The sequence below is a fragment of the Mesorhizobium sp. M7A.F.Ca.CA.003.01.2.1 genome (assembly GCF_003998945.1).
Lineage (GTDB): Bacteria > Pseudomonadota > Alphaproteobacteria > Rhizobiales > Rhizobiaceae > Mesorhizobium > Mesorhizobium ciceri.
This window is the reverse complement of the sequence record NZ_RZRA01000588.1, coordinates 1-3,598: the sequence shown is the minus strand read 5'-3', so window position 1 is coordinate 3,598 and position 3,598 is coordinate 1. Positions and strand designations below refer to the sequence as shown.

Below are 3,598 nucleotides of genomic sequence, written 5' to 3'. Positions count from 1 at the left end.
CCATTAACCTGCCGTTCGGCCGTTCGTCGATCGTCATTGGCCAGCCGATCTTCGTGGCGGCCGGCGCCGATGACGCCGAAATGGAGCGCAAGCGCCAGGAAGTGACGACAGCGCTCAATGCCGCGACCGCCGAGGCTTACCGTCTCGTGGATGCTCCGCGATGAGCGGCCGCTGGGCACGGGCCATGCTGTCGGCTTACCGATTCGCGGGTGCGGCAGCCTATCCGCTGGTCGGGCCCTACGTTGCCTGGCGCACCTCGCGCGGCAAGGAAGACCGCTACCGCCGCCGCGAGCGCTATGGCGTCGCCGGCCGCGCGCGCCCCGACGGGCCGGTGATCTGGATCCATGCCGCGAGCGTCGGCGAGACCATAGCCGTCGTGCCGCTGGTCGAAAGCATTCTCGACTATGGCGTCAACATCGTGCTGACGACCGGCACGGTGACCTCTGCGCAGGTCGCCGACGAGCGGCTCGGTGACCGCATCATCCATCAATATGTACCGCTCGACCTCAAGCCGGCGGTCAGCCGGTTCCTCGATCACTGGCAGCCGGATCTGGCAATCATCGCCGAATCCGAGATCTGGCCGATGACCATCCTCGAGCTTGGCGCGCGACGCGTGCCGCAGGTGCTGGTCAATGGCAGGCTGTCCGACCGCTCGTTCAAATCGTGGAAGAAACGCGCCAACATCGCCGAGGCGCTGTTCGAGAACCTGGCTCACGTCGTGGCGCAGTCGGATGTCGATGGCGAGCGGTTTCTCGCGCTCGGCGCGCGGCCGGTGACGGTGTCGGGCAACCTCAAGGTGGACACGTCGCCGCCTCCGGTCGACGAACGGGCGCTGGCGACACTGCGGCGGCAGATAGGCACGCGCCCGACCTGGGCGGCGATCTCGACCCATGACGGCGAGGAAGTGGTCGCGGCTGAAGTCCACGCGACGCTGCACAAGCGCCACCATGGTCTTCTGACCATCGTCGTTCCGCGTCATCCCGATCGCGCCGAGGCGCTTGCGGCGCAGATTTCCGGCATGGGCCTGAAGGTCGCGCGGCGCAGCAAGGGCGACAGGATCACGGCCGACACCGACATATTGCTTGGCGACACGATCGGCGAGATGGGGCTCTATCTCCGGCTGACGGAAATAGCCTTCGTCGGCCGCTCGCTGACCTCCGAGGGTGGCCAGAACCCGCTGGAGCCGGCCATGCTCGACACGGCGGTTCTCGCCGGGCGCAATGTGCAGAATTTTCGGGAGGCCTACCAGCGTCTCCTCGACAGCGGCGGCGCCAAGCTGGTGCGCGATCGCGACATGCTGGCCGGCGCCGTCAATTTCCTCCTGACCAACGAAGTGGCGCGCCACGAGATGATGGCGGCAGGCATTGCGACCGTCGACGAGATGCGCGGTGCGCTGGCGCGTACGCTGAAATCGCTTGAGCCCTACATCCAGCCGCTGGTCGTCAAGTCGCGCCTGAAGGGCGCGAACGGGCGCTAGCGTGGCCTCGGAAGCACCACCATTCTGGTGGGAAGAGCCGGACTGGCGGGTCCTGGCACTGTCGCCGCTGTCGGCCATCTATGCGGCTGCCGCCGGCCGCGGCATGCGGCGGGCCAAGCGTGAGAAGATCGAAGCACCTGTTCTGTGCATCGGCAATTTCACGGTTGGCGGCACCGGCAAGACACCGGTGGCCATCGCGCTCGCCAAGCAGGCCAAGCGCATGCATCTCAAACCAGGCTTCCTGTCGCGCGGCCATGGCGGCTCCTTCGCCGAGCCGCACGTGGTCGATATCGACCACGACAGCGCCCGGCATGTCGGCGACGAACCGCTGCTGCTCGCCGAACACGCGCCGGTGGCGGTGACGCCGAACCGCGCCGCCGGCGCCCGGCTGCTGCTGGAACGGAATGGCTGCGATTTCCTGATCATGGACGATGGCTTCCAGAGCGCCCGCATCCACATCGACTATGCGCTGGTCGTGGTCGATGCGCGCTACGGGATCGGCAACGGCCGCGTCATTCCGGGGGGGCCGCTCAGGGCCAAAATCGTCGACCAGCTGGTTTTCACCAGCGGGTTGTTGAAAATGGGCGAGGGCACTGCCGCCGACAGCGTGGTCCGCCAGGCGGCACGCGCCGGCCGGGCGATCTTCGAGGCCCATACAGAGCCAAGCGGCAAGGCAGGGCTTGCCGGCAAGCGGTTCCTCGCCTTCGCCGGTATCGGCCATCCCGAGAAATTCTTCGACACGGTGCGCGAGGCCGGCGGCGAACTGGCATTGACGCGGCCGTTTCCGGACCATCATTTCTATGCGGAGGACGAACTTGCCGAGCTGGCGGCGACCGCACGCACTGAGGGGCTGGTGCTCATCACCACCGCCAAGGACGCCGCCCGGCTGCGCCACGGCGCGTCACAGGACTTTCTCGACCGGCTCGAGGTGCTGGAGATCGACACGGTCTTCGAACTCGATCACGTTCCCGAGCGCATCATCGACGAGACGCTCGATGCCTGGCGCCAGCGCAAGCTGAAGGGTTAACTGCGCTTACGCAGCTCCGGATGCATCTCGATTTCACGGCGCAGCGAGGCGGTGGCGCTGATATAGGGCTCTTGCCTTGCGACGCTCCAGTACTTCAACTCGTCGAGCGGAATGCTTTCGCCTGTCACCGCGCAGCGCACGAACGCGCCGGGGCTGGTAACCTGGAAGTCGCCATCCAGGTAGCGGATGCGGGCTTCCTTGCCGCCGGGGCCTTCGAAACGGTTCATCATGCGGGGACGCCAGGGTTCATGAGAATTTCATCGCCATAAATTCCCGGCGAGGTCAAGCATGAGACAAGCCTGAGACAATGCTGAACGCTTATTGTGAAGCGGAAAAATGTAGTTGGTGGGCCGCAATGGACGTTTCCTCCACTCGTCTTCCCGCCCTGCTTAGGGAAGTGATGACGCCGCAAGCCGTGCCCTCGGGGCAGGCTGATCCAGTGATGACGGCACTGGTCAAGGCGCTGGTCCAACCGCCGGCGCCGTCTCTGCTCGCGCAGCAGACAGCGCCGGCGCTGTTGATTTTGCCGGCGGCGCCGATGGCCGTCAAATCGCAGCAGATCGCATCCGCCGGCATCGTCGATGCCTATCTTGCCCAGCTTGAGACGGGCGAAGAGGCGGCGTTGGCAACAGTCGTGGCGAGAAAGGCAAAACCCGAAGCCGAAACGCTGCGAGCCTTCTTGCCGCCTTCGACAACCGCCAATGACAATGCCTCCGCCAGGGTTGCGGGGCTGTCATTGCTGTCGCTTATCCCGCCGCAGGCTCCAGTCCCGCGCAACGCTGCCGCCCTGGGTACGCCGGCGGGCAGGCACAGGCCGGCCAATCAATCCCATGGTGCGGTGCCGCACCCTGAGCAGTTGCTGGTGAAAATTGGCTTTGTTTCGATAATGGCCGGTTTGCTGGGAGCGGTGATCCTTGGGTTCGTTTTGTTGTTGCTTCGCTGAGCTTCGAATCGGCCGGTTTTCCATATAGGTCCGGAAGGCCTATCGCTCGGCTTCGATAAACGCCTCGATCTTGTCCTGGGCCAGCCCGGCCTCTGCCGCGATGCGGCGGGCGAGGGCGGCGGCGGCGGCACCCGGCCGCCCCATCCGCCGG

General features: G+C 65.8%; 4 protein-coding genes. 3 read left to right on the top strand and 1 reads right to left on the bottom strand.

Annotated features, from left to right (window positions below):
* The first annotated feature begins 160 nt into the window (after positions 1-160).
* Positions 161-1,477, top strand: coding sequence for a lipid IV(A) 3-deoxy-D-manno-octulosonic acid transferase (waaA, locus tag EN969_RS21675; protein WP_013532343.1), 1,317 nt, complete (start codon positions 161-163; stop codon positions 1,475-1,477).
* 1 nt (position 1,478) lies between these two features.
* Positions 1,479-2,504, top strand: a complete 1,026-nt coding sequence (gene lpxK / locus EN969_RS21670) for a tetraacyldisaccharide 4'-kinase (protein ID WP_013532342.1) — start codon at positions 1,479-1,481, stop codon at positions 2,502-2,504.
* On the opposite strand, the gene EN969_RS21665 is transcribed toward lpxK, so the two are convergent.
* Complete coding sequence (locus EN969_RS21665) at positions 2,501-2,734, bottom strand: DUF2093 domain-containing protein (protein ID WP_013532341.1); 234 nt, start codon at positions 2,732-2,734, stop codon at positions 2,501-2,503. The two genes, lpxK and EN969_RS21665, sit on opposite strands and share 4 nt — an antisense overlap.
* A 77-nt stretch (positions 2,735-2,811) precedes the next feature.
* On the opposite strand from EN969_RS21665, the gene EN969_RS21660 reads away from it, so the two are divergent.
* Entirely contained in the window at positions 2,812-3,447 is a 636-nt protein-coding gene (locus tag EN969_RS21660; protein ID WP_244514290.1) for a hypothetical protein, read from the top strand.
* The last annotated feature ends 151 nt before the right edge of the window (positions 3,448-3,598 follow it).